General features: G+C 53.2%; 4 protein-coding genes. All 4 read right to left on the bottom strand.

The features are described 5' to 3' along the window. Nucleotides 1–771, bottom strand: a 771-nt coding sequence (locus tag BMZ24_RS19235) for an Rpn family recombination-promoting nuclease/putative transposase (protein WP_092194731.1), incomplete at its 3' end; no start/stop codon positions are given. A 576-nt stretch (nucleotides 772–1,347) separates the two neighbouring features. Then, nucleotides 1,348–2,280 carry a universal stress protein gene (locus tag BMZ24_RS19240; RefSeq protein ID WP_143077974.1) on the bottom strand — a complete coding sequence of 311 codons (933 nt, stop codon included), beginning with the start codon at nucleotides 2,278–2,280 and terminating at the stop codon, nucleotides 1,348–1,350. A gap of 811 nt (nucleotides 2,281–3,091) precedes the next feature. Beyond that, nucleotides 3,092–3,391 (bottom strand): DUF4351 domain-containing protein, encoded by a 300-nt coding sequence (locus BMZ24_RS19245; protein WP_092194734.1) that lies wholly within the window; start codon nucleotides 3,389–3,391, stop codon nucleotides 3,092–3,094. 50 nt (nucleotides 3,392–3,441) lie between these two features. Continuing rightward, nucleotides 3,442–3,837 (bottom strand): DUF4351 domain-containing protein (locus BMZ24_RS20400; RefSeq protein ID WP_208599902.1); only part of this gene is annotated, 396 nt, incomplete at its 5' end.

Here is a 3,837-nt window from a genome sequence, read left to right on the forward strand (position 1 = left end):
CCTGTGAAGCAGGCGTTCGGCAAGCGTCATGATCGTACCCTTCTTGGTTGATGAAAGAAGCAGTTCTGCTGCATCATGCATAACGTTTTCCTCGATGTCCATGGTCTGGGTCAGATAGCGGAAGATGACCTGGACCCAGCGCAGGGACGGCTCATCGTCATCAAGCTCGCTCAGGACCCTGTAGATGTCGAGCAGATGCTCGATGGCCCTCGGATCGTTCTTGGCGCGGAAACAGGTCAACATCAGACGCAAAATGATGGAGCCCTTGATGCGCTCCTCGGATCCCGGAGAGAAATCATGGAAAGCCAGCGCAAAATCCGGAACATACGCCATGAAACCGTCGTCCGGCAGATCCACGAGTTCGCCCAGATGAACAGCCCGCTGCCTGGTTTTGCCGTGATAGACCACTATGGGGATGATAAGCGGCAGGATTCTGCGCGCTTTGCGCTGCTTGCGCGCCAGTTCCCAGATTTCGAGCATGTAGCGCAGCACCTGCAGGGCCACGAAACGGTCCGGCGTGCTTTTGTGCTCGAACAGGAAATAGACATAGGCGGGCCTGTCACCGCTGAGCCGGACCTCGTAGAGCAGATCCGAATGATGCATGGTCTGGTCCGGGGCTACAAAGGTATCCTTGCAGATGGCCAGGGTTTCAAGGCGAACATGCCTGACGACGGCCTCCGGCAAATACTGACGCATGAAATCCGCGGCGACTTCCTTGTGACTCATGGTTTCGCGAAAGAGCGCGTCGTGGATGTTGTTGACCATTTGCATGGCGCGACCACTACGTCAGGATCGCCAAGAGAAACAACACCACCTTTTGCTTGGGGATCACGTACTGGTCAGGGGTGAAAGCGTACTCGAAATCACGGTGAACCGCACCAAGCGCGCCAACCATGACAGAGGTCACTGCAAAAAGCCGTCATCCTCTTGAAGAAGGGAACCCATGTCTTTTTAACTATTTGAAAAAAAAAGGTTTCTTCCCTTCACAGAAATAACCACCAGGTTCTTTCTCGACTTTTTGCAGTGCAGTCATGACGGGGTCATGGTTGGAAAATCGCACTGTCGCGATCTGCTTTCCCCATGGCCCGGGCGAATTTTGGAAGGACGATTCGTAAAAAAGCATCCATAGGATCTTTACAAAACGAACATCGCGCGAACAGCCATGATTTTATTGCTGCGAAAAAACTCATTTGAGACTTGTGGCCGATTATTTTCAATAAAGCAGACGTCACCAAACGTTCCCGGGTTTCCGATATGCTCCCCCCTGGGACGCCTCTGCCCGCAACGTAAAAAGGCCGGCGTTTCCGATAGAAAGCCGGCCTCTGCCATGAACCTTGCCTACAAACTTCAAGGGTGAACCCAGAGCACCGAATCCGTCAACTCGTTGAAAAGAAAGCTGCTGACGGAACCAAAAAGCAGATTCTTGCGCATATTTGCCGTCGTTCCCACGGCAACCACGGCGAACTTGCCCCAGTTGGCGTTGTCGAGAATGGCCCGGGGCGCATAGTCCGAAGGGTAGATCATGTGACGCAGTCGCCCCGCGTCAAAGCCTTCACTGCCCATGATCTCCTCGCAACGGTTGAATATGGCCGTGGCCTTGTCGCGATCGTCGGAGGTGTCGCTGATGATGTTGCACAGGGTGACCAAATGCGACTCCCCTTCCAGCATGGATGCCACGAACCGAGCCATGTTATCCGAGGATTCCGAGCCATCCACGCACAACAGCACATTCTTGCGGTTAAGGTCCGGCTTGCGGCAGAGGATCATGGGAATCTCCGGCTGCCGCTCGAAGAGCCTGCGGGAGAGGCTCTTTGAAGTGAAATCCTTGAGACGGTCCAGACCGCGACGGCCCATGACCACGGCATCGTGAGCCTCGTTGCCGATCTCTTCCTGGATGTCCTCGATGCGGCAGATCATGCTTGAGGCGCTCTTTACCTGGATGCGGCCTGAAGAAAATCCGTCCCACTGGAGCATGCGCATGGCCTCTTCCCGAGCAAGATGCCAATTGCTGTCCGTGTCCGCTTGCCCCGCGGCCTCCGCCGGCTGAGCTTTTCCAGCACGCCAGCGACAGTAATTACTGTCTGGAGAGGCCATGCACAGGAGGGTCAGGTCAAAACGGCTCTTGTTCTCAAAAAACCTGCACAGAAAGCGCAGCCCGTTGAACATGTTGGGGTCGTCACTGACCGTAAACAAAAGCTTCTTTGGCGTGGCCGCCTTGCCACGGATAGATCTGCTGTCGTCTGCTGAACTAGCAACGACCTGTTCTGGTATCGTCAGCATAGTCACATTCCCTCACGTTGATCTGGTTTGGTTCACTAAACAACTGATAACCTTCCGCAATTAAAGCATATCAAGCTTGTTATTTTTTTCTCAAGGCCTTTGATAGCAGTGCTACACCTATCGCGAGCATTGTCAACAAAAATTTTGAAAACAGAAAAAAAACATGTCGAATAATCATGAATAATGAAATTATCATCCAACTCCGACATAAACGATCATAATTTTCTGAATTATGCTAAATAAAATCACCGCGATCATCCATCAACCGCAATTGCTGTGACACAAATTGCGACAACCGTGGGAAGAGGAGCGAACGAAAAACCGTAAACGCTTCTTTGCCAGAGTCTGCCGCTGCTGCGATGCCGACGGATGCAAAACCACGCTCACGGACCACGCGAGTCAGGCAGAATGCGGGGACGCCCTCGCCAGCCTCTCGAACGATCCTTCGCTTGGTTTCGCAGAATGTGATTAAAACATCACAATGCAATCATATGATTTTTAAGGGAGGCTGAAGAAAGAATGGAAAGCAAAAGGGATGACGCCTGCGACGATCGTCAATCAAGGGTTTGGGGATTTTTCACGAATCTGATAAAATTCAAGGAATCTCAAAAGTCATGAATTTGTGTGGACGGCTTGTGCCAAAAATCAGAAAAACGCCTTGTGTCGGGATGGAAAATTTTCATCATCTCCTCTCTCCAGAGCGACATTTCCGACCAAGCCCTGCACGCGCGGGGTATCCGGCAACGACTATCTGGACATCCAGCCCAAATCGGTTGCCATCCGCTCCAAGGCATCATCCCCGCAGCCACTCTCAAGACGGATCTTCCGGAAAATCGCTGAAAACATCCTCGAAGGCCCGGGCATCAAGGATGCGCTCGGCCCAGAGGTCGAGCTGTTCGGGAGAAGCCGTGCGCAAACGTTCCTGGACCCGAATATCCAGGACATCCTGTCCGAAACGCTTGGTCAGTTGACGCTGAAGAAGCAGCAATCGACCTTCCTGGCGGCCTTCCTGGCGTCCTTCCTGTTTTCCCCTGTGAAGCAGGCGTTCGGCAAGCGTCATGATCGTACCCTTCTTGGTTGATGAAAGAAGCAGTTCTGCTGCATCATGCATAACGTTTTCCTCGATGCTATTGCCCTCAAGTTCCTTCGCACCCAACACATTCAGGCAGAATCTCCCGGGGAATCGCTGAAAACATCCTCGAAGGCCCGGGCATCAAGGATGCGCTCGGCCCAGAGGTCGAGCTGTTCGGGAGAAGCCGTGCGCAGGCGTTCCTGGACCCGAATATCCAGGACATCCTGTCCGAAACGCTTGGTCAGTTGACGCTGAAGAAGCAGCAATCGACCTTCCTGGCGTCCTTCCTGGCGTCCTTCCTGGCGTCCTTCCTGGCGTCCTTCCTGGCGTCCTTCCTGTTTTCCCCTGTGAAGCAGGCGTTCGGCAAGCGTCATGATCGTACCCTTCTTGGTTGATGAAAGAAGCAGTTCTGCTGCATCATGCATAACGTTTTCCTCGATGTCCATGGTCTGGGTCAGATAGCGGAAGATGACCTGGACCCAGCG

This window comes from Desulfomicrobium norvegicum (assembly GCF_900114595.1).
In the GTDB taxonomy this organism is placed as follows: domain Bacteria; phylum Desulfobacterota; class Desulfovibrionia; order Desulfovibrionales; family Desulfomicrobiaceae; genus Desulfomicrobium; species Desulfomicrobium macestii.